Source organism: Bittarella massiliensis (ex Durand et al. 2017) (assembly GCF_001486165.1).
Lineage (GTDB): Bacteria > Bacillota > Clostridia > Oscillospirales > Ruminococcaceae > Bittarella > Bittarella massiliensis.
In genome coordinates this window covers 435842-462661 of the sequence record NZ_LN908975.1, presented here as the reverse complement: position 1 = coordinate 462661, position 26820 = coordinate 435842, and the positions used below count along the sequence as shown (strand labels likewise).

The window sequence follows — 26820 nt, the reverse complement described above, 5'->3', positions numbered from 1 at the left end:
GCAGGCAAAAATTTGCCAAAACTGTGCAGTCTGCGCCCTCTTGCCTCCCATTTTGCAACCTGCATAAAAGGGGCACAAGTCGCCGCCCAATCGGGCGGGCCGCCGTAAAAATTGCGATCTGCCGCTTGACAACCGCCCAAATCGGGATATAATAACCTCATTCACAACAGAGAAAGGTGACGACGGGAAGAGTAGCCCCGCAGTCCAACGCGACAGAGAGCCGGGAGAGGTGAGAGCCGGCGCAGAGGAAGCGGGGGGAAGAACATCCCCGAGCCGCTGACCGAACCCGGCGCTGCCGGCAGTAGGCTCAGACGCGGGCGGCGCGTTACAGCCGCAGACCATAGGCCGAGAGGGAGCGGATCTTTCCCCTTTCGGACACAGTGTGTGACGAGTGGGCCGCAAGGGCGCGGCTTATTTGGGTGGTACCGCGGAAAGTGAAGAGAGCTTTTCGTCCCAATTTGCGGGGCGGAAGGCTCTCTTTTTCCATCCTCTGCCCGGCGGCATTTGAAGCGCCAAGCGCAAAAGGAGGAGCAATCGTTGTGAAGCGAACCGATTACTGCGGCGCCCTGCGGGAGCGGGACACCGGCCGCACCGTCACCGCCACCGGCTGGGTACAGACCAAGCGGGACATGGGCGGGGTCATCTTTGTGGACCTGCGGGACAGGGAGGGCATCTTACAGGTGGTCTTTGACGCCCGCAACCTCAGCCCCGCGGGCTTTGCAGTGGCCGACCGGCTGAAGAGCGAGTCGGTCATCGCCGTGCGGGGGGACATCCGCATCCGCGGGGAGGAGACCTACAACCCCAAGCTGGAGACCGGCACCATCGAACTGGCGGCGCGGGAGATCGAACTGCTCTCCCGCGCCGAAACCCTCCCCTTCTCCCTGGAGGAGGGGGAGCGGGTGCGGGAGAGCGTGCGGATGAAGTACCGCTACTTGGACATCCGCCGCCCCCAGCTGCAGAAAAACCTCCGCTTTCGCCACCGGGTGGTGCGGGCGGTGGAGGATTTCTTGGACGGGGCGGGCTTTCTGCAGGTGGAGACCCCGATGCTCACCAGATCCACCCCTGAAGGGGCGCGGGACTACCTGGTCCCCAGCCGGGTACACCCCGGCTCCTTCTACGCCCTGCCCCAATCCCCCCAAATCTTCAAGCAGCTGCTGATGGTGGGCGGGGTGGACCGGTACTACCAAATCGCCCGCTGCTTTCGGGACGAGGACCTGCGGGCGGACCGCCAGCCCGAGTTCACCCAGGTGGATATGGAGCTCTCTTTTGTCGACCAGGAGGACATCTTACAGCACCTAGAGCGGCTCTTCAAATCCCTCTTCTCCCAGGTATTGGGGGTGCAGATGGAGGAGCCATTCCCCCGCCTGACCTGGCGCCAGGCCATGGACCGCTACGGCACCGACAAGCCCGACCTCCGCTTCGGCCTCCCCATCGTGGAGCTAAGCGACCTGGCGGCCGGCTGCGGCTTCTCGGTTTTTGACCGGGCGGTGGCGGCAGGCGGTCTGGTGCGGGGCATCAACCTGCCCGGTGGGGCCTCCCTCACCCGCTCCCAGATTGAGGAGCTGACCCGCCGCGCCCTGGGCTACGGCGCCAAGGGGATGGCCTGGATCGCCGTCCGCTCCAACGGGGAGATCAACTCCATCCTCACCAAGTACTTCACCGCCGCCCAACTAGACGCCATCCTGCAGCGGGCGGGCACCCGGCCGGGGGATCTTCTCCTCTTCTGCGCCGACTCCTTCGCCACCGTCTGCCGCACCCTGGGCGGCCTGCGGTTGGATTTGGCCCAGATGTTGGATCTACGGCAGGAGGGGGACTACCGCTTCTGCCTGGTGACCGACTTCCCCGAATTTGAGTGGTCGCAGGAGGAGGGGCGCTACCTGGCCACCCACCACCCCTTCACCATGCCCTATCCCGAGGACCTGCCCTATCTGCAGAGCGACCCCGCCCGGGTGCGGGCCCAGGCCTATGACGTGGTGCTCAACGGGGTGGAGCTGGGGAGCGGCAGCATCCGCATCCACCAGCCCGAGGTGCAGCGGCAGATGTTTGCCGCCCTGGGCTTCTCCCCCGCGGAGGTCGAGGAGCGCTTTGGCTTTTTGGTGCGGGCCTTCTCCTACGGGACCCCGCCCCACGGGGGCTTTGCCTTCGGCCTGGACCGGCTGGTGATGCTGATGCTGGGCGCCCCCTCCCTGCGGGAGGTCATCGCCTTTCCCAAAAACAAAGACGCGATCTGTCCCCTCACCGAAGCCCCCTCACCGGTGGACCAGGGACAGCTGGCCGAGCTGGGGCTGGACGCCCTCCTCCGCCCCGGCAGCCGGGGGGAGGGGGCGCGGCCCGCCCCTCAAATCGACGTAGAGGCGGTGGCCGAACTGTCGAAACTGCGCATCGCCGAGGGGGAGCGGGCCTCCCTCGCCCGGGAGATGGAGGGGATGATTGCCTTCGCCGACGCCCTCGCCCAGGTGGACACCGAGGGGGTGGCGATCACCTCCCACGTGGTGCCGCTGGAAAATGTCTTTCGGACTGGGGGGCCCCGCCCCTTCACCGGCCGGGAAAAACTGCTGCAAAACGCGCCCGAGGCACAAGACGGCTACCTCTTTGTGCCCTCGGCGGTAGAATAGGAGGAGCGCGCCGTGAAAGAGTTGACAGAATACACCGCCTGGGCCCTGGCCGAGGGGATTCGGACCGGGACCTTCACCGCCCAGGAGGTCGCCCAGGCCCACCTGGCACAGATCGCCGCAGCCGAGTCCCAGGTGGCCGCCTTTCTGACCGTCACTGCCGAGCGGGCCCTGGCCGCCGCCGGGCAGATAGACGCAAGGCGGGCCGCCGGCGACCCCCTTCCCCCCCTGGCCGGGGTGCCCATGGGGGTCAAGGACAACCTCTGCACCGAGGGGGTCGCCACCACCTGCGCCTCCAAGATGCTCGAGACCTTCGTTCCCCCCTACACCGCCACCGCTGTCGAGCGGGCCGAGGAGGCCGGGGCGGTGAGTCTGGGCAAACTGAACATGGACGAGTTCGCCATGGGCTCCTCCACCGAGAACTCCCACTTTCAAATCACCCGCAACCCGCGGGATTTGAGCCGGGTGCCGGGGGGGTCCTCCGGCGGGGCGGCGGCTGCCGTGGCCGCCGGGGAATGCGCCTTTGCCCTGGGCTCGGACACCGGCGGCTCCATCCGCCAGCCGGCGGCCTTCTGCGGGGTGGTGGGGATGAAGCCCACCTACGGCGCAGTCTCCCGCTACGGGCTGGTGGCCTTCGCCTCCTCCCTCGACCAGGTGGGGCCGCTGACGCGCACGGTGCGGGACAACGCCCTGGTGCTAAACGCCCTGGCGGGAAAGGACAGCCGCGACGCCACCAGCTTGGACCGGGACTGGGTCGACTTCACCGCCCAGCTCGACGGTGGGGTCAAGGGGATGCGCATCGCCCTGCCGCGGGAGTATTTCGGCCGGGGCCTAGCCCCCGAAATCGCCGCCGCCATCCGCGGGGCAGCCGACACCTTTGCCCGCCTGGGCGCCCAGGTGGAAGAGGTCTCCCTCCCCACCCTGGAATACGCCCTGCCGGCCTATTACGTCATCTCCTCGGCCGAGGCCTCCTCCAACCTGGCCCGCTTCGACGGGGTGAAGTACGGCTACCGCTCCCCCCACTACAGCGACCTGGACAGCCTCTACAAGAACACCCGCACCGAGGGGTTTGGGCGGGAGGTCAAGCGGCGGATCCTGCTGGGCAGCTTCGTCCTCTCCTCGGGTTACTACGACGCCTACTACAAAAAGGCCCAGCAGGTGCGCACCCTGGTGAAGGGGGACTTCGACCGGATCCTCCGGGACTTTGACTGCATCCTCTCCCCGGTGGCCCCCACCACCGCCTACAAAATCGGCGAAAAGGCCGCCGACCCGCTGCAGATGTATCTGGGAGACGTCTACACCGTGCCCGTCAACATCGCCGGGGTGCCGGCCCTCGCCCTGCCCTGTGGGGCGGACAGCCAGGGCCTGCCCATCGGGATGCAGCTCATCGGCCGCCCCTTTGGCGAGGGGGACCTCTACCGGGCCGGACAGGCCTTTGAACAGGATCGAGAGGGGGAGAAATCATGCGTGTGAACACCTATAAAGGGTATGAGATGGTCATCGGGCTGGAGGTGCACGTCGAACTCAAGACGGCCGCCAAGATCTTCTGCGACTGCCCCACGACCTTCGGCGCCCCGCCCAACACCCAGTGCTGCCCTGTCTGCATGGGGATGCCCGGCACCCTGCCGGTGCTCAACAGCCAGGTGGTGGAGTTCGCGATAAAGGCGGGGCTGGCCACCGGCTGCCACATCTCCCCCCGCTCCCGGCAGGACCGAAAAAACTACTTCTACCCCGACCTGCCCAAGGCCTATCAGATTTCCCAGTACGACCTCCCCCTCTGCGAGGGGGGCGCCCTGTCCATCGAGACCGAGGGGGGGCAGAAGACCGTCGGCATCACCCGCATCCACATCGAGGAGGACGCGGGAAAGCTGGTGCACCTGCCCGGGGGCGGCACTCTGATCGACTGCAACCGCTGCGGGGTGCCCCTCATCGAAATCGTCTCCGAGCCGGACATCCGCTCGGCCGAAGAGGCCAAGGCCTACCTGCAAAAGCTGCGGACGGTCATCCTCTACACCGGCATCTCCGACTGCAAGATGCAGGAGGGCTCCCTGCGCTGCGATGTAAACCTCTCGGTCCGCCCGGCGGGGGAAGAGGCCCTCGGCACCCGAACCGAGATGAAAAACCTCAACAGCTTTCAGTCGGTCACCCGGGCCATCGAATACGAGTTTCGCCGCCAGGTGGACGCTCTCGAGGCCGGGGAGGCCGTTGTCCAGGAGACCCGCCGCTTTGACCAGAACAGCGGCAAGACCCTCTCCATGCGGCGCAAGGAAAATGCCAACGACTACCGCTACTTCCCCGACCCCGACCTGCCGCCGATTCGAGTCGACGAGGCCTATTTGGCCCGGCTGCAGGGGGAGAGCCCCGCCCTGCCGGACGCGCGCAAGGCCGACTACGTGGCCCGGTTCGGCCTCACCCCCTACGCGGCCGAACAGCTGACCGCCCGGCAGGAGGTGGCCGATTACTTCGAGGCGGTCGCTGTCCGCTGTCGCTACCCCGCGCTGGCGGCCAACCTGATCCTGGGCGAGGTCCTCTCCCTGCTGGGGGAGGGCGGGGGCGAGATCCCCCTCTCCCCCGCCCATTTGGCCGCCCTCTGCGAGCTCTGGGGGGAGGGAAAAATCAACAGCTCCACCTGCCGCCGGGCGCTGGAAGCCCTCTGGCGGCAAGACGGCCCGCCCGAGGAGTGGATCGAAACCCAGGGGCTGTGGCAGATCACAGACGAAACCGCCCTCGCCCGGCTGGCCCAAGAGGCGGTGCGGGCGGCCCCCCGCTCGGCATCCGACTACCGCCGGGGCAAAAAGGCCGCCCTGCAGGCCCTGGTGGGACGGGTGATGAAGGCCACCCAGGGCCGCGCCGACCCCGCGCGCACCCAGGACATCCTGCGCCGCCTGCTGGACCGCTGACCCCGCAGAGACCCGCCCCAAAAAGCCGCCGCCGGAGAGCTCTCCGGCGGCGGCTTTTTCAGGGGAAAACGAGGCTCTCCCTATTTGAGGTGGGCCATGTCGGGCACATCGCACCAGCGCACCGGGTAGCCTGCCCCCCTGGCGCAAAAGACCGACCCGGGCGGGTTTTCCAGGTCGCGCTCCGGGTCGTAACCGGCGGCAGCCACCACCTCGTCGGCGTTGTGGCAGGGCCGATACCCGCCGTAGACCGCCGAAAAGTGCCCCCGCCCGTGGGTGAAGGCGGGCAGTTCGGCCGCGTAGTGGAGGAAGGTGGCGACCGGCCCGCTGCCATTCACCACCGCTGTGTCCCTGGCGATCTCAGGGGGCGAAAAGCTGCCCTGTAACCGCTGGATGTCGGCCAGCACCCGGCCCAGCTGGTCGGCGGGGAGGATGGCGATGAAGTCGTACCACGGCTCCAAAAGAACGCTTTTCGCCCCGCAGAGGCCCTGGCGGATGGCCCGGTAGACCGCCTGGCGAAAATCGCCCCCCTCGGTGTGTTTGAGGTGGGCCCTCCCTTTTAAAAGCACCACCCGCACGTCGCAGAGGGGGGCACCGGTCAGCACCCCCCGGTGCTCCTTCTCCAAAACGTGGGTCTCGATGAGGGACTGCCAGTTGTGGGCGAGCGCGTCGGTGGAGCACTCGCTGGTAAAGGCGATCCCGCTGCCCGGCGCCCCCGGCTCCAGCCGCAGCCAGACCTCGGCGTAGTGGCGCAGGGGCTCAAAGTGGCCGATCCCCACCGCCGGGGCGGCAATGGTCTCGCGGTAGCAGATCTGCGCCGGGCCAAAGGCGACCTCCAGCCCAAAGCGGCGCTCCATCAGCTCCTGCAGCACCTCCAACTGGATTTCCCCCATCACCCGCAGCTGCAGGTCCCGCAGGGTCTCGTCCCAGCGAACTTCAAGGGCCGGGTCCTCCTCCTGCAGCGCCAAAAAGGCGTCTCGCACCTGGCCCAGCCGCTGCTCCCCCCAGCGGGCCGACACCTGCAACACCGGCTGCAGCGCCGGGGCGGGCCTGTCTCTTATACACATCTAGATGTGTATAAGAGACAGGCCTTGGGGGCGTGGATCTTGTGGCCGGTGAAGGTGAAGAGGTCCACCCCCCAGGCCTTTAGGTTGACGCCGGTGGACAATCCCCCCGGCCCCGTGCCGGGCGCCCCATCAGCGCCCGGTGTTCGATCTGGTCGTTCAGAGGGGGGTAGCGCAGCAGGAATGTCGCCAGGTTGGTCATGGCGGCCACCGCCACCACGGTGACCCTTGCCGGGCGCGCCTCGATCAGGCGGGCCATCAACTCCGCCGCCCGGCAGGGGGCGGCGCAGTCCCGTCATCCCGCAGACCTCCCCCGCCAGGGCGCGGGGGGCCTGGGTGTAGCGCTCCCCCTCGTAAAAGCGGATCTCGTTGACCTTTTCGCCCCCCACCTCCCCCTTGACTTCCAGGGACCCGGAGAGGATCTTGAGAAAGGTGACCCGCCCGCCGCCGGGGTCCCGCCGCACCCCAAAGACCCGGGCGGCAAAGGGGGCCTCCCGGCACTCCTCATAATCGGTGGGGAGAAGGGCCCCCAGCCCGGCCAACAGATCCTCCAGCCCCTGCCCGGTGAGACCCGACCCGGCAAAGACCGGGAACAGTTCCCCTCGCGCCGTCAACTGGGCCGCCCGCCGCAGCCAGAGGGCGGGGTCGTATCCCCCGTCCAGATACCGCTCCAACAGCTCGTCGTCCCACTCGGCCAAGCTCTCCACCGCCGCCGCGGGCAGTTCCCCCGCAAAGCCGCCGCTCAAGTCCAGCAGCCGGGGCGAGAGGCGGACGCGCAGCTGGGCGAGAACGGCGGGGAGATCGGCCTCTTCCCGGTCGCACTTGCCCACAAAGAAAAAGGTGGGCACCCCCCGCTGCCGCAGCAGCCGCCAGATCAGTTGGGTGTGGCCCTGCACCCCCTCGGTCCCGTCCACCAAAAGGACGGCCCCGTCCAAAACCGAGAGGGCCCTCTCCATCTCGGCGGCAAAGTCGGCGTGGCCCGGGGTGTCGATGAGGGCGTACTCATCCCCCCCAAAGGAAAAGCGGGCCTGCCCGGAAAAAACGGTGATCCCCCGCGCCCGCTCAATGGCGTCGCAGTCCAGGAGGGAGGTCCCCTCCTCCACCCCACCCCGGCGGCGGGTGGCCCCCGCCAGGTGGAGAAGCCCTTCCGCGAGGGTGGTCTTTCCCGCATCCACATGCGCCAAAATGCCGATGGTCTTTTTCACGCTGCGCGCCCCCTGTCCCCGCGGCGGTTTTCCCGCCGCACAAAAGCTATTTTACCACACCCCGCCCCGCCGCAAAACCCCTTGCACCCCGCCCGGCGCGGGGGGTATACTGGCAGTGGAGGTGAGCTGCCATGACCGTTATGGAAGCCATTGAGAAGAGAAAGAGCATTCGCGCCTACCTGGACCGCCCCATCCCCCCCGCCGCGCTGGAGGCGGTGCTGCAGGCCGGCCAGCTGGCCCCCTCGGCCCGCAACCAGCAGGCCTGGAAATTTGTGGTCGCCACCGAGCCGGCCCTGCGGGAACAGCTGGCCGAGGCCTGCTGCAGCCAACCGTTTGTGGCCCAGGCCCCGGCGGTGCTGGTCCTCTGCGCCGACCAGGCCGCCCAGATGCGCTGCGGCCAGCCCGCGCGGACGGTGGACTGCTCCATCGCCCTCTCCTTTATGATGCTGGAGGCCGCCGCGCAGGGCTTGGGGACCTGCTGGCTGGGCGCTTTCGAGCAGGAGGGGGTCCGCCGGGCGCTGCAGATCCCGCCGGAGTACGACATCGTCGCCGTGAGCCCCCTGGGCTACCCCGCCGAAGAGGGGCGGCCCCGCAGCCGCAAGCCCCTGGAGGAGCTGGTGGTGCGGGAGCGCTGGGCCGACTAGGTAGAAGAGGGCCGGGGCAAAGCGGTTGCCCCGGCCCTCTTTTTTTCACAGGCCCTGCCCGCTCAGTCGAGCTTGCCCGCCTGCCAGCAGTTGTAGCACATCCCGATATAGGCGTCGTTGCCGCCGATGAGGATCTGCTCCCCCTCCTTGACCACCCTGCCGTCCTTGATGCGGGCGTTGACCTCGGCCTTGCGCCCGCAGCGGCAGACCGACTTGATCTCGGTCAGGCTGTCGGCGATCTCGAACAGGCGCTTGGAGCCCTCGAACATGTAGGTGCGAAAATCGGTTTTCAGCCCGAAACAGAGCACCGGCACAAACTCCATGGCAATGTCCTTGAGCTGTTCGACCTGGGCGGCGGTGAGGAACTGGGCCTCATCGATTACCAGCACGTCGTAGCGGTTTTGCAAAAACCAGTCGTAGAGGTCCAGGTCGTTTGAGATGACGATCCCCCGCCCCTCCAGCCCGACGCGCGAGCGGATGACGTCCGCCCCGTCCCGGTCGTCGGTGGCCGGCTTCATCAGCCCTACGGTATAGCCCTTCTCCTCGTAGTTGAACTTGGTCATCAGCGCCTGGGCCGTCTTGGAACTGCCCATGGCGCCGTATTTGAAATAGAGTTTCGGCATGCCTTCTCCCCCCGCAAAAAAGGGGCTGCCCGCAGGCTGCCCCGGCTGCCTTTCAGTATACCGTCTCCCACCCGGTTTGAAAAGACCTGTGCGCCGGAAATGGATGAAATGGACAATTTTACAAAAGGACGGTTGTACAACTCGCTCATTTTCCCCGAAACAATTGCCATCCCCCCAACATCGGTGGTATACTGCAAACGGAATAAAAACGTTTTTATAGAGAGTTCACCGAGCTCTCTGCAGCGAGAAAGGTAGGCGCATCAACATGGTCAAACACGAATTTTACGACACCTGGTCGAGCCAGAAGACCCGCCACGGCTTCGTCGCCGACGAGGTGATCTCCGCCCTACAAAAGGAGATCCGCCGGGGCAACGAGGACAACGCCATCCGCCTGGGATACGAGATGTACTGCACCAGCAAAGAGATGGAAAACCTGCTCTGGATGCGCCTGGCGGTGATTTCGGTGGAGGACATCTGCTTTGGGGAGCCCAACGCCCCCCTGATGATCGACGCCCTGGACCACCTGCGCCAAAAATTTGACTACACCCCCGGCGGCAGCCGCGCCCTCTTCCCCATCCACGCCATCCGCTACCTCTGCAAGTGCAAGAAGGAGCGCTCCAGCGACATCCTCAAAAACATCATCTTCCGCGAGTTCGACGAGGGCATCTACCCCACCATCCCCGACTATGCCATCGACATGCACACCCAGAGGGGGCGGGAGCTGGGCCTGGGCTTCGAGCAATTCCTCGACCCGGAGGGCCCCGGCAAGGTGGAGCCCCACATGGACCTCTACGACAAGGAGCTCAAGCCCATCTTGATGGAGATGCTCGCCAAAGAGGACGACGAGGCCAAAAAGGCCTTTGTCAAAAAACAGCTGGGCAAATAGCGTCTTTCGCTCCATTTTCACCCCTGTTCTCACAGCAAAAAAGCCGGGACGGCAGCCGCCGTTCCGGCCTTTTTGCGCCCTTTTAAAGGGCTTCCTCCCGCGGCCCAGACCGGTGGAGCAGGGCGCGGCAGCTGGCGTCCATCCCCAGGGCCCCCAGCGGCGCGGTCAGGAGGATGGAGAGGACGGCCACCGAGAGGACGATGTTGCCGCAGGGCAGCCCCAGGGCCAGGGGGACCGAGCCGATGGCCGCCTGCACAGTGGCCTTGGGCAGGTAGGCGATGGCGCAGAATAGCCTCTCTTTTTTGTCGAGCGGCGTGCCCAACAGGCAGAGAAAGACCCCCGCCGAGCGAAAAAGGAGCCCCAGGGCAATCAGCCCCACCGCCGCCGGCCCGGCCCCCAGGGTGTAGCGGATGTCCACCGCCGCCCCCACCAGCACGAAGAGGATGACCTCTGCCGCCAGCCAGAGCTTGCCGAATTTTTCGGCGAGGCGGCGCCCCACCAGCGGGTCGCTCTCCCGCTGCAGCACACAGGCCATGGCCATCACCGCCAATAGCCCCGAGAGGGGGATCGCTCCCGCCAGCCATCCCTCCGCCGCCACCAGCAAAAAGGAGACCCCCAGCACCACGACCACCTTGAGACTGCCCCGCACCAGCCGCCCGCGGGCAAAGGCAGCTTCAAAAAACCGGGCCAGCCCCCAGCCGACGGCGGCCCCCAGGGCGATGCCGGTGAAGATGGAGAGGGGGATGCCGGCGAAGTCCCAGGCCGAGGCGGAGCCGCCCTGGGCCATCCCCACAAAGGTGGTGAAGAGGACGATGACAAAGACGTCGTCCAGGGATGCCCCGGCGAGGATGAGTTGGGGGATGCGCTTGTCGGTGCCCAGCCCCTCCTCCATCAGCTGCACCATCTTGGGGACCACCACCGCCGGGGAGACCGCGCCCAGCACCGCCCCCAGCAGGGCCGCTTCCAGCCGGGTGACGCCCAGCAGCCGGGGGGCAAAAAGGGTGACAGCGCCGATTTCAAAGAGGGCGGGGAGAAAGGAGAGGAGGAGGGCCGGCCGCCCCACCGCCTGCAAATCCTTTAGATCCAGGGAGAGGCCGGCCTTGATGAGGATGACGATCAGCGCCATCTGCCGCAGGTCGGCAGAGACGGAGAGGATCGAGCCGTCGAGGAGGGCCAGGGCATAGGGCCCCAGCAGGATGCCGGTGACCAACATCCCGATGATGCGGGGCAGGTGTAGCCGCTGGCAGACGGCAGCCAGCGCCAGACCGGCCAAAAAGATAAATGCGAGGGAGGTGAGCATAAAAAAGTCTCCTTTTTGCGCAGAAAAAAGCCGATGGCCCTCTGCGACTATAAAATCACAGAAGTCATCAGCTTGCAAAAGCGGTTTCGGTTGCCCGGGGGAGCACTTCATTCCCCAATCTTCTCTTTGTACACAAGCATACCAGACCCGCCGGCGGCTGTCAATCGCCGGCGGGCGGCTTTTTGCCGGAAACCTCCCAACCGGCCCCCGCCAGCACCGCCAGCACATCGCGCAGCCGCTCTCCCTTGACCAGGATGTAGTCGGTGCGGTAGGTGGAGAGGGCGAAGAGGGCGATCCCCGCCCCCGCCAACAGGGAGGAGATCTGGGCGAGGATCCCCACCAGGGAGAAATCCAGTTCCCCTGCGATCCGAAAGGCCCGCCAGCCGTCCTCCCGGGCCAGGGCGTCTTTTGGCGCACACCCGGTGGGGCAGACCAATGAGCACTCCTCGTCGGTCTTCTCGGCAAAGCAGAGGGGCTGCCCCCAATCCACCGCCGAGAGATCCCGCACCTGGCAGACCGAAAGGTCGCCGTCCAACACCTCGATCGTCATCTTTCCCACCCCTTCTTTTTTGGGCGGTCAAATCCGCCTCTCGTCCCTGTCATCATACCATCTCCCCGCGCCGATTGCCAGTAAAACCGACGGCCTCGTTAGCCTGCGCTAAAGAATTCCCACCCCAATCTGCTACAATGACAGCGTCCCCTCCCCCCAGGGGAGGCGGGCGATTTTGTGTGCTGGGAGGCAATGCACTATGGCGGATTACGACGTTGCAATTGTCGGCTGCGGTCCTGCCGGAATGACGGCGGCCATCTACGCGGCCCGGGCCAACATGAAGGTGCTGCTGCTGGACAAACTGGCCCCCGGCGGCCAGATCGTCAACACCTTTGAAATCGGCAACTACCCGGGAATGGAGAAAGTCGGCGGGGCCGACCTGGCCATCTCGATGTTTGAGCACACCCAAAAGCTGGGGGTGGCCTTCGACTATGCCACGGTGGAGGAGATCCTCGACGAGGGGGAGGAGAAGACCCTCTCCTGCAAAGAGGGGCAGCGCATCTCCTGCAAGGCGATCATCCTGGCCACCGGCACCCGGCCGCGGATGCTGGGGGTCCCCCACGAACTCGACTTTGCCGGCAGCGGCATCAGCTGGTGCGCCGTCTGCGACGGGGCCAACTACCGGGACCGGGACGTGCTGGTGCTGGGCGGCGGCAACTCGGCGGTGGAGGAGTCGCTCTACCTGGCCGAACTGGCCCGCCACCTGACGGTGGTGACCCTCTTTGATTTGACGGCCGACCCCTCGGCCTGCGACAAGCTGCGGGCCCTGCCCAACGTGGATGTCCACGAGTTTTACGACATCAAGGAGTTTCTGCCCGGCGAGCACTTCACCGGCCTGCGGGCGGTCTCCACCAAAACGGGGGAGGAGTTGGTGGTGCACGCCGACGGCGCCTTCGAGTACATCGGGCTGCAGCCCACCACCGAGTCCTTCGGCTCCCTGGGGATCTTGAATGACCACGGCTACATCCTAGCCGACCGGGAGATGAAGACCGCCCGCCCGGGCATCTTCGCCGCCGGGGACGCCATCGAAAAGGGCTTGCGGCAGATCGTCACCGCCGAGAGCGACGGGGCCATCGCCGCCGAGAGCGCGGCCCGCTATGTGCGCGCCCTCACCCGCTAACAGCTTTTCAGGGGGGGCATGGCCCCTCTGTTTGCAGGTATCGAACAGGGGGCCCCACGCCCCGACTACAAAAGGAGGAACTTTTATGGCAGTCACTGTGAAAGAGATGGACGGCGCCGAACTGGAGCGCCTGATCGAAACCGGCGCCAAGGTGCTGGCGGACTTTTATTCCAAGACCTGCGGGCCCTGCAAGATGTTGGGCTTTGTCCTGGGCGATGTCGCCAAGGAGGTCGACGGGGTGGAGATCGTAAAGGTCTGCTTTGAGGAAAACCCCGAGGCCGTCAAGGCCCACGGGGTCGAGGGCTACCCCACCATGATCCTCTTTGAGGGCGGGGCGGAGAAAGCCCGCCTCAAGGGGCTGCAGCAAAAGCCCCTCATCGTCTCCACCATCGCCGGATAGCAAAACGCGCCCCAACGGCCGACCGCTCATTTTTCTTCCGCGGCTATGCTATAATGAAGAGAGATGAGAACGCCCGCAAAGGAGAGAGAGCCATGATGATGCTGGAAGACCTGATCGCCCAAAACCCCGCCCTTTTCAAAAAGGAGTACAACCACTTCTACCGGCGGGGGAGTTACCTCCTCCACCAGGGAGAGCCGCTGCAGTCCCTCTTTTTTATCCTCAAGGGCTCGGGGATCGTGGGCTGCGTGGACGAGGACGGCGGGGAACGGGTGCTCCACTACTTTCACCGGGGGGACTGCGCCGGCAAGGCCGCCCTCTACCGGGAGCGGGGCAACTCCCCCATCTTCGAGGGGGCCAGCATCGTCGCCATGACCGACTGCCTGTGCTACAAGGTGCCCCTGGAGGAGTGCGTAAATTACGCCCAGCAGCACGCCGGGGTCTTTCGCTACCTGATGGAGGTGCTGGGCCGGGAGGTCGGCCGGCTGGAGGAGAACCTGATGCTGATGCGGGAGAACAAGACCGCCGCCGTCCTCTGCCGCTTCTTTCAGGACAACGCCTACGACCAAAAGGGGGTGTTGGCCCTGGACCGGTGGTTCAACTACGAGGAGCTCTCCCGCATCCTGGGCATCCACAGCGTCACCATCTCGCGGATGGTGCGGCGGCTGATGGAGGAAGGGGTGGTCGCCCGGGAACCCCACCGCTTTTTGATTTTGCAGCCCGCCGTGCTGGAGAGTTACGCCGCGGGAAAACAGCCCCTTCACTACCTGTAACCCCAAAGAAACACCCACAATCCGCCCGCTGGGCGGTTTCAGGAGGCAGATCACAATGGAAAAGACCATTTCCTACACCCGGCAGGAACACATCATCACCCGCCAGGCCCGGGCCGAGGAGGCCCTTCTCTCCCAGCTGGACGCCGGGGACTACACCCCCGAGCACCCGCTGGTCCAGCTCAACCCCTACTTCTTCGCGCCCCTGTGCGCCCTGGTCCTCTTTCACACCGTGACCCCCTGCGAGGTGACGGTGCGGGTCCTGGGCAAGGAGCCCGCCGGGGACATGGTGCACCGCTTCCCCCGCGAGACCCGCCACGTGCTGCCGGTCTACGGCCTCTACCCCGGCTGGGACAACCAGGTGGAGATCACCCTGGAAAACGGGGAGAAGAGCCGTCTCTCCATCCCCACCGACCCGCTGCCCGACGAGGTGCCGCAGGCCACCTCCATCGACACCACCGCCGCCTACATGGGGGACAACGTGATGGTCCTCACCGCCGCCATGGCCGCCACCCCGGTGGCCTTTGACTACCGGGGGGACATCCGCTGGTACTCCACCGAAAAGCTCAACTTCGACCTCAAGCGGCGCCCCAACGGTCACCTGCTGGTGGGGACCGAGCGCTTTGTGGGGATGCCCTACTACACCACCGGCGTCTACGAGATGGCCTTCTCCGGCAAGATCTTCAAGGAGTACCGGGTGCCCGGCGGCTACCACCACGACCACTTCCCCATGGAGGACGGCAACCTGCTGATTTTGACCCAGCAGCCCGAGGCCGCCACCGTGGAGGACTGCTGTGTGCTGGTGGACAAGGACACCGGGGCGATCCTCAAGAGCTGGGACTACAAAAAGGTCCTGCCCCAGGACAAGGGCGGTTCCGGCAGCCAGGACGAGCACGACTGGTTCCACAACAACGCCGTCTGGTACGACAAAAAGACCAACTCCCTGACCTTCTCCGGCCGCCACCAGGACGCCATCATCAACCTGGACTACGACACCGGCGACCTCAACTGGATCATCGGCGACCCCCAGGGCTGGCCGGAGGAGATGCAGCGCTACTTCTTCACCCCGGTGGGGGAGGACTTTGAGTGGCAGTACGAGCAGCACGCCTGTATGGTGTTGCCCGACGGGGACATCATGTGTCTGGACAACGGCCACTACCGCTCCAAAGACCCGGCGCACTACTTAAAGGCGGCGGACAGCTACACCCGCGGGGTGCGCTACCGCATCGACACCGAGAAGATGACCATCCGCCAGGTCTGGCAGTACGGCAAGGAGCGGGGGGCGGAGTTCTTCTCCTGCTACATCTCCAATGTGGAGTACTATAAAGACGGCCACTATCTGGTGCACTCCGGCGGCATCGGCACCCTGGACGGGGCCCCCTGCGAGGGGATCCCCGCCCAGATGAAACAGGGTCCCGACGGGGACCGGGTGCAGCTTGGCTCCATCACCTGCGAGCTGGTGGACGACCGGCTGGTCTACGAGCTGCACGTCCCGGCCAACTGCTACCGGGCGGAGAAACTGCCCCTCTACTACGCCGGCGAACAGGCGGAGTTGGGGGCGGGCAAGGTGCTGGGCAGCCTGGGGGTCACCGGCGAGTTCGACACCGCCATCCCCGCCGAGGAGACCGGCGAACTGGTGCCCGAACACTACGGCGCCCGCCTGGTGGAGGAGGACGACCGCTTCACCTTCAGCGCCACCTACGAAAAGGGGGAGCTGGTGCAGCTGCTCCTCTGCGGGGAGGACGGCAGCACCCACCGCTATTTCATCAACACCGCCAAACAGTCCTTTAAGGCCATGTGCGTGGGGACCTTCCAGAAGGCAGACCCCCGGGACGTGGACAAGGTCATCAGCAAAGAGGGCCTTTCGGGGCGCTATCAGGTCAAGCTCGTCTGCGACGACAAGCTCTACGAGACCGGCGTCACCATCACCGCCTGACCAGGACTTTCGCAAACAGGGTGGGGCAGCAACGCGCTGCCCTGCCCTGTTTTTTTGCACACCGGCGGCAGAGGGCGGCGGGACAACCGCCCGCGCCTTGTCATTTATTGTGATTTCCTGTTTTTCAAAAGAGCGGGGGATATGGTATAATGGATTCCATTCTACCGGCCGGCGGCAGGGCCGTCCCTTCCCGTTCAAAGGACCGCCCGCGCCCCTCTCGCGCCGCCGCGAACAGGTGCCGTTTCCACAAACCCGCGGGGCCCCACCCAAGACGAGGGGCCCCGCCAAAAACAGATGGGGGGATCTTCTGCATGTACCGACTGCTCGCCGTCGACGACGACCCGGCTGTCTGCCGGGCCCTCTTCGACTACTTTTCCAGCCGCGGCTTCTTCGTGGCCACCGCCCTCAGCGCCGGGGAGGCGCTGCGGCTGTCCCAAACGCCCCCTCCCTTTGACTGCGCCGTGGTCGACGTGCTGCTGCCCGACCAGAGCGGGCTCAAACTCTGCCAGGCCATCAAGGAGACCGGGGCCGCCGTCGTCTTTCTCTCGGCGCTGGGGAGCGAGGATGACCGGGTGCAGGGCTTCCTCTCCGGCGGGGACGACTATCTCTGCAAGCCATACAGCCTGGCCGAACTGGAACAGAGGGTGCTGGCCCGCATCCGCGCCCGGCAGGGCACCAGGGCCCAGCAGGTCCTGCGCTTCGGCCCCGTCTGCATCCGCCTCGACCGGCGCCAGGTGGAGGTGGAGGGCCGGCCGCTGGAGCTGACCTGCAGCGAATTCGACATCCTGGTCTTTCTCGCCCAGCACCGGGACGCCCCCTACACCCAGGACGCCATCTACCGGGCCATCTGGAACCAGCCGGGGCTGGATGGCACCCACACCGTGCAGGTGCATGTGGCCCAGCTGCGCAAAAAGCTGGCCGCAGCGCTGCCCGAGCACTCCCTGATCCAGACCGTCTGGGGGAAGGGCTACCGGTTTTCCCCGCCGCCCACAGCGTAAAAAAGAGGGGGGATCGGCCCGCAAGGCCGGTCCCCCCTCTCCCACCCTATTTGCGCCGGGCCCGCCGCAACAGCAGGATGGCCGCTGTCGCCGCCCCACAGGCAGCGGCGGCTCCCGCCACCGGCCAGAGCCAACTGCCGGCAGGGCGCTCCTCCCCTGCGGGGGAGAAGACGGGCGCGGCCGCATCCTCTCCCTCCGGGGGGACCGTCTCGCCGCCGGGCTCCCCTCTCTCCTCGCCTACACTGGGTTCAGCGGGTTGTGGGGGCACCTGCTCCTCCGGGCGGGCCGAGCCGGAGACAGTGGGACTGCTGGGGGCTGTCTCCTCCTTGGGGTCGGGGCTGGGCAGAGGGGTCTCGGGGTCCTGCCGGCCCCCGCCGCCCCGGTTCCCGTCAATGTCCTCGTGCTCTTCCTCCGGCTCCTCGCTGGGCGGAAGGGGCTCTCCGTCGGGAGGCAGGGGCTCCTCGTCGGGAAAGAGGGCCTCCCTGTCCCAGGTAAAGCGGCAGGTGTTGCTGACCCCCGCCCGGGGAGAGCGGGTGATTCGCACCCGAAACTGCCACTCCCCCTCCTCCAGGTCGCAGAGGTCGATGGCCAGCCTTTCCCCGCCCTCTGCCGGGTAGGCGACGGCCCGCTCCTCCGACCAGGTGAAACCCCCGTCCCGGGAGGATTGCAGGTAGATGCCCCCAAAGGTGAGGGGGTTTGTCAGCAAGAGGGCGGGGGGATCTTTCTCCCTCTCCGGCAGGCGGACGCAGAGGTCGCCGACGGGGGCCGCGCCGGTCACCTCCACCTCGGCGGTAACGGCGACGGTGCCCCCCGGCAGCAGGCCGTCCATCCCCGGCAGTTCCACCACGCCGGGAAGGGAAAAGCTGCCGCCTGTCGCCTGCCCGTTCCAGTAGGCGTTTTCATCCCAGTGCACCGGGAAGTAGGGGGACTGATAGTTGTCCTCCTCCTCACAGAAAAGGTCGACCGGGACCGCGGTGGGCAGCCCGCTCTCGGCCAAACTGGCCCCGGGGAGGACCGATACCGGGCGGCATTCCGGCGGCCCCAACAGCTGCCAGGTCCGGCGGACGACCGGCTGGCCGGAGAGGGCCGGGTCGGGCTGGGCACTGCTGCCGCTGAGGGTGATCTCCCCCTGGCAGACGACCGACTGGGCCCCCTCCCCCTGGGCGGCAAAGGTGCAAAACTGGGCGCAGACCGGGAAGGCGGACCGCAGGGCGGCGCTGTCTCTGCCCTGAACGGAGAGCTCCGCCTGAAAGAGGTCCAGCTGTCCCTCGGCCCCCTCCCCCGCCCAGAGAAGGGCGGTGGCGCCCTCGCCCCGGGACGAGAGGCGGGTGGGCTCGCTGCCGGAGCCGATGAACACCCAGGCGGGGGCCCCCTGCCAGATGGCCACCCCGCTCTCGGCGGCAACCTCAACGCCGTACAGGCTGAAGACGCCGTCCTCCACCCGGATCATCCCGTCGGGCCGGCCCTCCCCCACAATGCGCAGCCTGCCGCCGCTCTGGCGCAGGTAGGCCGACTGGACGGGGTCGTCCATCAAGATCTGGTGGGGGCCGCAGTCGATGGTGATCTCCCCCACCAAATCGGCGGTGTCCAGGTACCACTCCCCCTCCTCCAAGAGCAAGTCCCCCCGCAGGGCAAAGGTGCCGCCGCCCACCCGGTGCTCCTCGTACCACGCCTGAAACCGCTCGTACTCCCCCTCGGCCGGCGCGGTGGCGGACGCCGTCAGCCCTCCCGCCGGGAGGAGGAGCATCAAAGCCGCCATCAGGCCGGCCAATCCCCTCTTTTTCATCTTTTCTATCTCTCCCTCTTCTCAAATACTCCGAAAGGCGGTGACATCGTGTCCCCTTCTCGCCGCGGCGCCCTCGCAAGCGCCGCCCTTCTACTGGCCCTGGCACTGGTGGGTGGGCTGTTCGCCCTGGCCTACCGCTTTGATAACAAGTATACCGCCCCCCTGGCCACCGGCAGGGTACAGGGGGCACAGCCGCTGGACGCCGCCGCTCTGCAGGCGGGGGAGCTGGCGGTCCTGACCGGTGGCTGGGAGCTCTACGACGGACTCTACACCCCGCAGGAGCTGGCCGACGGCCGGGGAGGGGCCCCGGAGCAGACCTATATCGGCCAGTACCCCGACTTCTCCCGCCGGCAGGCGGGGCGCAGCCCGTATGGGGCCGCTACCTACCGGCTGGTCCTCACCGGCGCCCAGTCGCTGCCCGCCCTCTCCCTGCAGGTGCAGGAGGTCTTTTCGGCCAGCTGCATCTGGGTGGATGGGGTGCTGCTCTGGCAGCAGGGCCAGCCCGAGGCAGAGGGCTACCGCCCCGGGGTGCAAAACGCCCTGCTCACCTTTTCGCCGGGGGCGCGCACCGAAATCGTGGTGGAGGCGGCCAACTACAGCCACTATTACAGCGGCCTCTACTACCCGCCCCTGCTGGGAACGCCGGAGGCCCTCTCCTCGGCCCTGGCCGGGCAGCTGCTCTTTTACGGGGCGATCTCCCTGGGCGCCGTGACCCTGGCCCTCTTCTCCCTGGCCGTCTGGGCGGTGGACCGGCGGGAGCGCCACTATCTCTCCTTCGGCGGGTTCTGCCTCCTCTTCGGCCTGCACGCGGCCTACCCCCTCTTCCACTGGCTGGGCGGGTTGGGCGGGCGCTGGCCCTATGTGCTGGAAGACGCGGCCTTCTTTGGGGCGGCCTTCTGCCTGTGCTCCCTGGTCTCCCGGCTGTCCCACCTGGAAACGAGCCGGGCCCAGCGGTGGCTGGCCGAGCCCCTCACCCTCTTTTTCGCCCTCTTCTCGGCTGTCTGCAACGCCTTTGTGCTGCCGCGGGCACCGGGCTTTCTCCCCCTCTACGGCGCACTGATCGACCTCTGCCGCCTCGGGGTCGGAAGTTACCTCATTATAACATCCTTCCGGGGGGTCCGCAAACAGCGCCCCTCGGGCTGGCTGGTCTACCTCGGCTGCTGCTGTTACGGGGTCGCACTCTGGCTGAGCGTGGTGCAGGCCAACCGCTTCGAGCCCATCCGCGGCGGCTGGCCGGTGGAGTACGGCGGCCTGGGGCTGGTGGTGCTGCTGGCGGCGGCCATGGTGCGGGAAAACGTTCGGATCGCCCGTCAAAACCGCGCCCTCACCGCCCACCTAGAGGAGACGGTGGCCCAGCGCACCCGCCAGCTCACCGAGCTGCAAAACCAGCGGCGGCGCTTTCTGGCCGACCTGGCCCACGACATCAAGGGCCCTGCGGCAGCCATTGCCACCTATGCCTCCCTCATCCGCCAGGGCGAGGGGAGCGACGACCGGGAGCTGGGCGAGTACCTGGACATTATCGGCCAGAAGAGCGGCGAGGTGGCCCAGCGGCTGGGGTATCTGCAGCGCTACACCGCCCAGGAACTGACCTCCGGCGGGCGGCAGCGGGTGGAGTTGGCCCCCTTCTTGCGGCGGCTCCACCGATCCCTGCTGCCGGACACCGACGCCTCGGCCATCCATTTCACCCTCGCCCCGCCGCCGGAAGGGGTCTCTGTGCTGGCCTTTCCCGACCGGCTGACCCGGGCGCTGGAAAACCTGGTCTACAATGCCATCGACTTCACCCCAGCGGAGGGAGAAATCACCCTTCGCGCCGGGGTGCGGGGGAAAAGCGCCTGGATCGCGGTAAGCGACAGCGGCCAGGGGGTGGAGGGGGACGACCTGCCCCGCCTCTTCGAGCGGCACTTCTCCACCCGGCAGGATAAAGACAGCCGGGGACTGGGCCTCTTCATCGCCCGGGAGGCGCTGCTTGAAATGGGGGGCGACCTCACCGCCTCCTCCCGCCCGGGGGAGGGAGCCACCTTCACCCTGACCCTCCCCCTCTGGCAGCCGCCGGAATAGGGTTCCCTTCGGTCCCAGTCGAACGCTTCCACTCCAATGCCTGACATCCCCTTTGCAGCAGCCCCCTTTCAGCCGGCGCGCAACGGGAAGGGGCACACCGGGACACGGACACGCCGAGACAGGAGAGCATCGAGGCAAGGGTACATCGAGGCGGAAGCAAACTGAGGCAGAGGTGCGTCGGGGGCGGCACGCCGAGGCAAAGGCACCACCAGAATGGGCGCTTTCCAGGACAGACGCGCACCGGGACGGAGACGCGTCGAGATAGGGATACGCCAAAACAGATGCGCACTGGAATGGGGACGCGCCGAGATAGGGGCATGCCAGAGCAGGAGCGCACCCAAGCAGAAGCACGCCAAGGCAGGGGCGTGCCGGTGATAGGCTTGCACCGGGGCAGAAGGCGCGTCAGGAGTAAAGTCCATGCTGAAGCAGGCGCGTGTCGGGACAGGTATACACTGGGATGAGGACACCTCGAGACAGGAATACGCCGGAACAGATGCATACTGGAATGGGGGCGCATCGAGATAGAGGCATGCCAGGGCAGAGGAGTGCACCCAAGCAGAAGCACGCCAAAACAGGGGCATGCCGGTGACAGGCTTGCACCGGGGCAGGAGGTGCTTTGGAGCAGAATCCATACTGAAGCAGGCGCGCATCGGGGCAGCTACACACTGGGGTGAGGACACCTCGAGACAGGAATACGCCGGAACAGATGCACACTGGAATGGGGGACGCATCGAGGTAGGGGCATACCAGGACAGAAATGCACTGGAGCAGAAGCACGCCAAGACAGGGGCATGCCGGTGACAGGCTTGCACCAGCAGGGGGCGCGGCAGAGTAGGGCCCATGCCGAAGCAGGCGCACACCGGAACAAATGCACACTGGAACGAGGGCACGTTGAGATGGAGATACGCCGAAACAGATGCCCCGGGACAAAGCGCACCGTGGTAGGAGCCCATCGAGACAGCGGCACGTCGGAACATGGGTACGTCAGGACAGGAGTCCATTGAGACAAGGGTGCACCCGAACAGAGGCGAGGAAGCGCCCTGCCCGGGTATCGCCCCCCTCCCGCACGGCGCAAAATTTCTCCTCGCCCCCTCTCTGCCCCCTGTGCAAAAGGGACGACAAAAAGACGCCGCTGCCCGGCAAACCGGGCAACGGCGTCTTTCTGTTTGGGGTGCTGTTTTCAACCTGGGATGCTGTCCTGTAATAGGGCATTCCTCTGCACTGGAAGTCCCCTTCAGGCCGAAATAGAAGGAACGCAGAAGGGCCGTCGGCACTTCTCCCTCCCACCATAGCAATACACGGGCACAGCGACTATACCCCCAGCCAGCGCGGAATGTGTTTCGCCCTGCCGGTATTGACGATAGGGCTGGGAGCGCATAGGGCAAACTGTTTGGAAAGGCGGACAAGCCCGCCGCAGCCCCCTGCCCAACGCGTCCGTCCACTGCCGGGTCCAAAGTCCCTTTTACAGCGGATTCAAGGCCTTTCCCAGAGCGTGGGGGGGACCCTCTCGCCGTCGCCCGCGGCGCGAGCCTCGTCCAGCAAGTTCTGGTAAAAGGCGGCGGCAGCGTCGCGGCGCTGGGCGGCCATGACCCGCCCGCGCGAGGTGTAGAGCCTGTCGCCGAGCCCCTCGAGCTTGCGGCGGTACTCGCGGAAAAAGGAGGGGGTCTTCTCCCCCTGCCCGTCGGAGATGCGGCCGTCCGGCCGCAGGGTGTAGAGGGGTTGCCCCATCTGCCCCTGGTAGAGCAGGGTGCGGGCCACCCCCATGGCTCCAGAGCTGTCGATTTTGTCGGCGTCGAAGAGGATCTTGGCCTCTAGGCTCTCGGGCGGGGCGCTGCTGCGAAAGCGGTGGGTGCGAATGCAGTCCCCCACCCGCCCGGCAAAGGCGGGTGAGAAGCCGTTTTCCCGCAAAAAACAGGCGGCCTGCATCGCACCGGCGTCGGCGTGATCGACCCGGCTGTCGGCAAACTGCGCCGGCCGACCGATGTCGTGCAACAGGCAGGCGGCCGCCAACACCTCCCGATCGCAACCCGGCTCGGTGGCGGCGATTTCCAGGGCCAGGTGCAGCACCCGGTAGATATGCTCCCTGTCGTGAGCGCTGTCCTCTGTGCAGGCGAGCATCTTCCCCTCTATCAGGTCGTACTGCGCGCGCGTCAAATGACTTCCCCCCTCACAGTCCCCGCAGATGGCGGTAGATGGCCTCCTCGTCCCCCAGGTCGTCGTAGTCGCCGGTGAGGGCGCCCGGGTGGTGGTAGCGCATCCCCGCCCGCTCATCCGCCTCGAGGCGCTTCAGAAGGGCCGCCTCTCCCCGGTCCTTGAGGAAGCGGAGAAAGGCCCTGTTGCGGGGCCTCTGCAACATCAACTCCCCGCAGGGAAACTGCTCGCACTGCCAGCAGCCGGCCAACCCCCTGTCCAGACAGCACCGGCGAAGGGTGCAGTCCGTCTCCTGTGGGCAGCCCTCTCCCCGGCAGCCGCGGCAGTCCCCTACCTCGCAGAGGCAGCAGGCCAGCCCGCAGCAGGCAAACGACTTTTCTCTCTCCATCTCTCTTCCCCTCTCTCATTCAAAAAGGGGTGCAGCCGCCAAGCCACACCCCCATCTCCCCCCTCCCGAGAAGGGGGAGCGCTTTCTCTTTGCCCGCTTTTATGCAGCGCTGCCCCTGCTGCGAGGGGCCAGTTGGGGCCGAAACGCCCTCCCTGCCGGCTGGGCGGCGGGCTGGGGGCGACGGGCAGGACGGCGGCGAGCCGGGCGCAGCAGGCTGCTCCAGCAGAGGACGGCGACCGAGGCCAGGCAGGTGATGAAGGCCTGTCCCACCGAGAAGAACCCGGCGTCAAGGGCGCCGGCGGCAAAGAAGAGGGCGGCGATAGCCAGCCCGGTGAAGATGGATCTATATGTTTTCATACGTCTCTCTCCTTCTTGTAAGCAAAGGGCATGTACAAGTTTCTTGTGTGACCCCAGTGTACCGCAAGAAACTTGTGTTGTCAATAGAAAAATCAAATTTCTTGTACTTTTTCCTTGACCGCGGCTGGGCCGCATGTTAGAATATGAACAAAAGGAGGGCTTAACAGTGGGCATTGGCAAACAGATACGGGCCGGGCGGGAGCGCCTCGGCCTCACCCAGGGCGAACTGGCCGAACAGCTTGGCATCACCAAATCCGCCGTGGGGAACTACGAAAACGAAGTCAGCCACCCCAAGGAACCTGTACTCTACAAGCTGTTTCAGGTCCTGGGGTGCGACGCCAACTACCTCTTTGCCGGGCACTACCCCGCCGGTCCCGCAGGGGTGCAGGCAGCCCTCACCGCAGAGGAGGAAGCCCTGCTCAGCGGCTACCGCCGGCTGGACGACTACAGCCGCGAACTGGTGGAGACCATCCTGCAAAAGGAGGTGGAGCGCTGCCGTCGGGCCAAAACCGCCGCCCGCCGGGCCAGCACCAAGATCATCCCCTTCTACGCCCTGCCGGTCTCGGCCGGCACCGGCGTCTATCTGGACTCCAGCGACACCGAGGACCTGGAGGTCCCCCTGACCCCCGCCTCGGCCCGGGCCGACTTCGCCCTGCGGGTCTGCGGCGACAGCATGATGCCCGACTACCTGGACGGCGACATCCTGCTGGTACGCCAGCAGGAGGCGGTGCCGGTGGGGGAGCTGGGGGTCTTCACCCTGGACGGCGAGGGCTACTTCAAGCGCTTTGGGGGCGACCGGCTGATCTCCCTCAACCCCGCCTACCCGGACATCTCCCTGGCCCGGTTCGAGCAGGTCTCCTGCAGCGGCCAGGTGGTGGGGAAACTCTGATTCTCCCCCTTCTGCAAAAAGAAAGAGCGCCTGTCCTTTCTCCCTCTCTGGGAAAAGGACAGACGCTTTTTTTGCGCTCTCTAACGCCCATCTCGCCGCACATAGGGCACCAACTTCTGCAGCCGGGGCCAGGCGTACTCCAAAAACCGGCGGGTGGCGGCGCACCAGCGGTACTCCCCCAAGCCGCCCGCGGTCTCCCGCTCCCGGCGGCAGCCACCCCCACAGAGGGGCCGCCAGCGACAGCCGCCGCAGCGGGGCGGCAGGGGCAGCGGGGCGGTGAACTCGCCCGAGCGGGGCGACTGCAGCAGGTCGGAGAGGTCGTCTTCTCCGATCTCCCCCAACTTCCACTGGGGGAGGACATAGAAGTCGCAGGGATAGACCGACCCGTCGGACTCCACCACCAGCTGGTTGGCGCAGCGCCCGCAGAGGCCGCACTCCTCCGGCGGGCGGCCGGCGGCCAGCCCCAACAGGTTTTCAAAGTAGCGCACATTGACGTACCGCCCCCGCCGCAGGTCGCTGTGCCAGCGGTCGAAGATGCGGCAGAGAAAGTCGCCGTACTGCTTTTGGGTCAGGGCCTGGGGTCCGGTGGCCGGCTGTCCCAAGGGGGCCATACAGGGGATGAACTGCAGGTAGTCAAACCCCTGTTCCCGGTAAAAGTCCCAGACCCTGTCGGCCTGTCGTGCCACCGCCGGGGTCACCACCGTCAGGATATTCACCTCGGCCCCCGCCTCGCGCAGCAGCTTGTGGGCGGCCAGTACCCGGCGAAAGGTGCCCTCCCCCCGGCTGTCCCGGCGAAAGGCGTCGTGGCTGGCGCGGGTGCCGTCGAGGGAGAGGCCCACCAAAAACCGCTCCCGGGCCAAAAAGGCGGCCCACTCGGCGTCGATGGAGCAGCCGTTGGTCTGAATGGCGTTCTCCACCCGCAGTCCCTCCCGCGAAAACGCCCTCTGCAGGGCCACCGCCCGGCGGAAGAAGTCCAGCCCGGCCAGGGTGGGCTCCCCCCCCTGAAAGGCAAAGCGACAGGCCCCCTCGGCGGCGGCCATCCCCTTTTGGACGATTGCCGTCAGGGTCTCTTCCGACATCCGCTTGCCGCTGGGGCAGCCCCCCTTTTCGGCCAAATCGGCGTAAAAGCAGTAACTGCAGCGCAGGTCGCAGGCGTCGGAGGCGGGCTTGATGAGCATACTCACAGCGGGCACGGCGCACTCCCCCCTCTCTAAAGAATGCCCCGCCAAGGGGCCACATCGCTCCCGCCGGGCGGGAACGGGTTTTCTGTCTTGCCGCCGGGTGCCCTCGCCCCACCGCCATTTGCCCAGACATCCGGGGCACAGGCGGCCGCGGCTTCTGTCTTTCATTATAGCGGATTCTCCCCCCACTGAAAACGACAGCTGTCCATTTTTTCTTTTTCAAACTATTTTTGCAAAGTGTGCTTGACATATTTTGCAAAGCGAGCTATACTAAAAATGCAAAGCGAGCTTTGCTAACAAAAAGGGAGGGCTGCCTGTGAAGAGCATCATCCGCCAGCTGCGCCGGGAGCGCAAACTCTCGCAGGAGGAGTTGGCCGCCGCCGTGGGCACCACCCGGCAGACCATCACCTCCATCGAGGTGGGGAAGTACACCGCCTCTCTGCCGCTGGCCTATAAAATTGCCCACTACTTTGGGCTGACCATCGAAGAAGTTTTTGACTTTTCAGATTGGGAGGAAAATTGAAATGGAAAAGAAACTCGAACGGATGCGCGCCACTCTGCGCCGCCGGCTGGCCTTTTTTGCCATGGGCAGCGGCTGTATCCTGCTGCTGGCCGTGCTGGCGTCGACCTGGACCCTGTCCCCTCTCGTCGGCGACACCCACTACGCCGACTTCTTCGCCGGCTTTCAGATGGGCATGCTCTTTGGGCTGGAGCTGGTGGCCATCTTCTTTGTGGTGCGCTACCTCCTCGCCCTGCGCGACGACGCCCGGCTCACCGCCCTCCTGCTGGAAGAGCAGGACGAGCGCACCCAGTACGTGGAGCAGATGGCCGGCCGGTACAGCTGGCGGTGGATGACCATCCTGCTGCTGGCGGCAGCGGTGGTGGCGGGCTATTTCAGCATCGGGGCCTTTGTGGCGCTGATTTGCGCCGCCCTGGCCGAGGCCCTGCTCACCGGCATCCTGCGCTTTCACTTCAACCGGCAGACCGGCGGGACCGACTGATCCTCGG

The 26820-nt window shown here is 66.2% G+C and carries 24 protein-coding genes and 1 riboswitch; of the genes, 14 read left to right on the top strand and 10 right to left on the bottom strand.

The window, feature by feature from the left end; translation table 11 throughout:
- Positions 1–539 precede the first annotated feature (539 nt).
- From aspS to gatB, 3 genes are read left to right on the top strand one after another with little or no spacing between them, the layout of a single operon-like run.
- A complete protein-coding gene (gene aspS / locus BN3266_RS02520; protein ID WP_059003514.1) occupies positions 540–2615 on the top strand; it encodes an aspartate--tRNA ligase in 2076 nt (691 codons plus the stop codon).
- Positions 2616–2636: 21 nt separating this feature from the next.
- Entirely contained in the window at positions 2637–4085 is a 1449-nt protein-coding gene (gene gatA / locus BN3266_RS02515) for an Asp-tRNA(Asn)/Glu-tRNA(Gln) amidotransferase subunit GatA (protein WP_154668965.1), read from the top strand.
- A gap of 20 nt (positions 4086–4105) precedes the next feature.
- On the top strand, positions 4106–5512 hold the full coding sequence (gatB, locus tag BN3266_RS02510) for an Asp-tRNA(Asn)/Glu-tRNA(Gln) amidotransferase subunit GatB (RefSeq protein WP_082671627.1): 1407 nt from the start codon (positions 4106–4108) through the stop codon (positions 5510–5512).
- Between the two features lie 80 nt (positions 5513–5592).
- On the opposite strand, the gene BN3266_RS02505 is transcribed toward gatB, so the two are convergent.
- Positions 5593–6528 carry a translation factor GTPase family protein gene (locus BN3266_RS02505; protein WP_242861703.1) on the bottom strand — a complete coding sequence of 312 codons (936 nt, stop codon included), beginning with the start codon at positions 6526–6528 and terminating at the stop codon, positions 5593–5595.
- Positions 6529–6566: 38 nt separating this feature from the next.
- Positions 6567–7778 carry a GTP-binding protein gene (locus tag BN3266_RS14550; protein ID WP_059003506.1) on the bottom strand — a complete coding sequence of 404 codons (1212 nt, stop codon included), beginning with the start codon at positions 7776–7778 and terminating at the stop codon, positions 6567–6569.
- A 131-nt stretch (positions 7779–7909) separates the two neighbouring features.
- On the opposite strand from BN3266_RS14550, the gene BN3266_RS02495 reads away from it, so the two are divergent.
- Entirely contained in the window at positions 7910–8422 is a 513-nt protein-coding gene (locus tag BN3266_RS02495) for a nitroreductase family protein (protein ID WP_059003504.1), read from the top strand.
- Between the two features lie 62 nt (positions 8423–8484).
- Here BN3266_RS02495 and BN3266_RS02490 read toward each other — a convergent pair whose 3' ends face one another.
- Entirely contained in the window at positions 8485–9045 is a 561-nt protein-coding gene (locus BN3266_RS02490; RefSeq protein ID WP_059003502.1) for a thymidine kinase, read from the bottom strand.
- A 265-nt stretch (positions 9046–9310) separates the two neighbouring features.
- Between BN3266_RS02490 and BN3266_RS02485 the strand changes: the two genes are divergently transcribed.
- Positions 9311–9931 (top strand): hypothetical protein, encoded by a 621-nt coding sequence (locus BN3266_RS02485; protein ID WP_021658040.1) that lies wholly within the window; start codon positions 9311–9313, stop codon positions 9929–9931.
- A gap of 82 nt (positions 9932–10013) precedes the next feature.
- Here the strand turns inward: BN3266_RS02485 and BN3266_RS02480 are convergent, their stop codons facing one another.
- On the bottom strand, positions 10014–11231 hold the full coding sequence (locus BN3266_RS02480) for a cation:proton antiporter (protein ID WP_059003500.1): 1218 nt from the start codon (positions 11229–11231) through the stop codon (positions 10014–10016).
- Positions 11232–11282: 51 nt separating this feature from the next.
- Positions 11283–11355, bottom strand: a riboswitch (Fluoride riboswitch).
- 36 nt (positions 11356–11391) lie between these two features.
- A complete protein-coding gene (locus tag BN3266_RS02475) occupies positions 11392–11781 on the bottom strand; it encodes an ACT domain-containing protein (protein WP_059003498.1) in 390 nt (129 codons plus the stop codon).
- 199 nt (positions 11782–11980) lie between these two features.
- On the opposite strand from BN3266_RS02475, the gene BN3266_RS02470 reads away from it, so the two are divergent.
- The 5 genes from BN3266_RS02470 (at position 11981) to BN3266_RS02450 (ending at position 17002) form a co-directional block, all read left to right on the top strand.
- Positions 11981–12901, top strand: a complete 921-nt coding sequence (locus tag BN3266_RS02470) for an NAD(P)/FAD-dependent oxidoreductase (RefSeq protein ID WP_059003497.1) — start codon at positions 11981–11983, stop codon at positions 12899–12901.
- An 85-nt stretch (positions 12902–12986) separates the two neighbouring features.
- Positions 12987–13301 carry a thioredoxin family protein gene (locus BN3266_RS02465; RefSeq protein ID WP_059003494.1) on the top strand — a complete coding sequence of 105 codons (315 nt, stop codon included), beginning with the start codon at positions 12987–12989 and terminating at the stop codon, positions 13299–13301.
- 92 nt (positions 13302–13393) lie between these two features.
- The gene (locus BN3266_RS02460) at positions 13394–14071 is read left to right on the top strand and encodes a Crp/Fnr family transcriptional regulator (protein ID WP_195891597.1); all 678 of its coding nucleotides are present in this window, start codon (positions 13394–13396) and stop codon (positions 14069–14071) included.
- Positions 14072–14126: 55 nt separating this feature from the next.
- Positions 14127–16004 carry an aryl-sulfate sulfotransferase gene (locus tag BN3266_RS02455; protein WP_059003491.1) on the top strand — a complete coding sequence of 626 codons (1878 nt, stop codon included), beginning with the start codon at positions 14127–14129 and terminating at the stop codon, positions 16002–16004.
- Positions 16005–16315: 311 nt separating this feature from the next.
- Positions 16316–17002 carry a response regulator transcription factor gene (locus tag BN3266_RS02450; protein WP_021658033.1) on the top strand — a complete coding sequence of 229 codons (687 nt, stop codon included), beginning with the start codon at positions 16316–16318 and terminating at the stop codon, positions 17000–17002.
- Positions 17003–17048: 46 nt separating this feature from the next.
- Here the strand turns inward: BN3266_RS02450 and BN3266_RS14025 are convergent, their stop codons facing one another.
- Positions 17049–18788 (bottom strand): hypothetical protein, encoded by a 1740-nt coding sequence (locus tag BN3266_RS14025; protein WP_059003489.1) that lies wholly within the window; start codon positions 18786–18788, stop codon positions 17049–17051.
- 48 nt (positions 18789–18836) lie between these two features.
- Between BN3266_RS14025 and BN3266_RS02440 the strand changes: the two genes are divergently transcribed.
- Positions 18837–20846, top strand: a complete 2010-nt coding sequence (locus tag BN3266_RS02440; protein WP_059003487.1) for a sensor histidine kinase — start codon at positions 18837–18839, stop codon at positions 20844–20846.
- Positions 20847–22319: 1473 nt separating this feature from the next.
- On the opposite strand, the gene BN3266_RS02435 is transcribed toward BN3266_RS02440, so the two are convergent.
- The 3 genes from BN3266_RS02435 to BN3266_RS02425 all read right to left on the bottom strand — a co-directional run bounded on the left by BN3266_RS02435 (position 22320) and on the right by BN3266_RS02425 (position 23742).
- Complete coding sequence (locus tag BN3266_RS02435) at positions 22320–23000, bottom strand: HD domain-containing protein (protein WP_242861702.1); 681 nt, start codon at positions 22998–23000, stop codon at positions 22320–22322.
- A gap of 13 nt (positions 23001–23013) precedes the next feature.
- A complete protein-coding gene (locus BN3266_RS02430; RefSeq protein ID WP_059003485.1) occupies positions 23014–23385 on the bottom strand; it encodes a DUF3795 domain-containing protein in 372 nt (123 codons plus the stop codon).
- A gap of 99 nt (positions 23386–23484) precedes the next feature.
- Positions 23485–23742, bottom strand: a complete 258-nt coding sequence (locus tag BN3266_RS02425; protein WP_059003483.1) for a hypothetical protein — start codon at positions 23740–23742, stop codon at positions 23485–23487.
- A 166-nt stretch (positions 23743–23908) separates the two neighbouring features.
- Here BN3266_RS02425 and BN3266_RS02420 point away from each other — a divergent pair, with 166 nt between their 5' ends.
- Positions 23909–24631, top strand: coding sequence for a helix-turn-helix domain-containing protein (locus BN3266_RS02420; RefSeq protein WP_059003481.1), 723 nt, complete (start codon positions 23909–23911; stop codon positions 24629–24631).
- Positions 24632–24711: 80 nt separating this feature from the next.
- Here the strand turns inward: BN3266_RS02420 and BN3266_RS02415 are convergent, their stop codons facing one another.
- Complete coding sequence (locus BN3266_RS02415) at positions 24712–25824, bottom strand: anaerobic sulfatase maturase (RefSeq protein ID WP_195891596.1); 1113 nt, start codon at positions 25822–25824, stop codon at positions 24712–24714.
- Between the two features lie 304 nt (positions 25825–26128).
- Between BN3266_RS02415 and BN3266_RS02410 the strand changes: the two genes are divergently transcribed.
- Together BN3266_RS02410 and BN3266_RS02405 are read left to right on the top strand one after the other, a co-directional pair.
- On the top strand, positions 26129–26335 hold the full coding sequence (locus tag BN3266_RS02410; protein ID WP_021658022.1) for a helix-turn-helix transcriptional regulator: 207 nt from the start codon (positions 26129–26131) through the stop codon (positions 26333–26335).
- Position 26336: 1 nt separating this feature from the next.
- The gene (locus BN3266_RS02405; protein WP_059003477.1) at positions 26337–26813 is read left to right on the top strand and encodes a hypothetical protein; all 477 of its coding nucleotides are present in this window, start codon (positions 26337–26339) and stop codon (positions 26811–26813) included.
- The last annotated feature ends 7 nt before the right edge of the window (positions 26814–26820 follow it).